Raw genomic sequence first — 1083 nt, 5'->3', positions numbered from 1 at the left:
TGAACCTTTGAATCTCAACGCATTTATTCACCAAAGCTATAGCTCTCCCCATACTTTAATGCCAACTTACGGCCTCTACTGAACCTTGGGAGATTTGAACACGTGAGAAAGTCGGCTTACGCAAGAAAGCTATTTCTGATTAGTATGGAAGACGATGCTGCGCAGAAAGTCGCATCATTAGAAAAGTACATCGATATGAGCATTCCTGTAATCTCAACCGATGCCCTAATGGAAGCGAAACCCGAACATCGAAATAAAATTCTACTCATTGACTTCAGTGAACATAAATCACTCGTTCAATCGATTAAAAACCTGCCATTGGTTTGGAAGAACTTTGAGACGGTCGTGTTCAACGTTCCAAAACGCCTCACTACGGATGAACTGCTCGCCTTCGGTCAATTAAAAGGCTTGTTTTACAGCGAAGATTCTTTAGAACAAGTAGGCGAAGGACTGAAAGGCATTGTCAACGGGCAAAACTGGCTACCACGCAACGTAACCAGCCAACTGCTGCACTACTATCGAAATGTGATAAATACTCACACCGCGCCAGCAACCGTCGATCTCACCATTCGCGAACTGCAAGTGCTGCGTTGTCTGCAAGCTGGGGCATCGAATAGCCAGATGGCAGAAGAACTGTTTGTTAGCGAATTTACGATCAAGTCGCACCTGTATCAGATCTTTAAAAAGCTCTCAGTGAAAAACCGAGTTCAAGCCATTGCTTGGGCCGATCAAAACTTGATGTCTTAACCTTACATTCATGTATTAAGACGACTAATAGAACCAGAGATTACGAGCCCAGCGAGTCGAATAGTGAACACAACGAGAGAGTAAGTTTCCTGTTTATTGTTAGACATAGCTCCTCAACAGCGGCACGGCCTGACTGATCATGCTTTTTTCCGCACTGCGTCTCACATTTTTTCCTACTTTATTCATGATTCATGCGCGACTCTCGTGTTAAAGTGTTGCGCAGATTCTTGATAATGACGAGAAAGGATATTCCCCCAATGATTAAAAAATGTCTGTTCCCTGCTGCAGGCTACGGCACACGCTTTCTTCCGGCGACAAAATCAATGCCAAAAGAAA

The 1083-nt window shown here is 44.0% G+C and carries 1 protein-coding gene; it reads left to right on the top strand.

Annotated features, from left to right (window positions below; all coding sequences use genetic code 11):
- The first annotated feature begins 102 nt into the window (after positions 1–102).
- Entirely contained in the window at positions 103–747 is a 645-nt protein-coding gene (locus R7190_RS25765) for a LuxR C-terminal-related transcriptional regulator (RefSeq protein WP_005480993.1), read from the top strand.
- Positions 748–1083 lie beyond the last annotated feature (336 nt).

It is taken from the genome of Vibrio sp. 1078-1, from assembly GCF_033340475.1.
The sequence above is the reverse complement of the archived record's forward strand: the minus strand, read 5'-3'. Positions and strand labels throughout refer to the sequence as shown.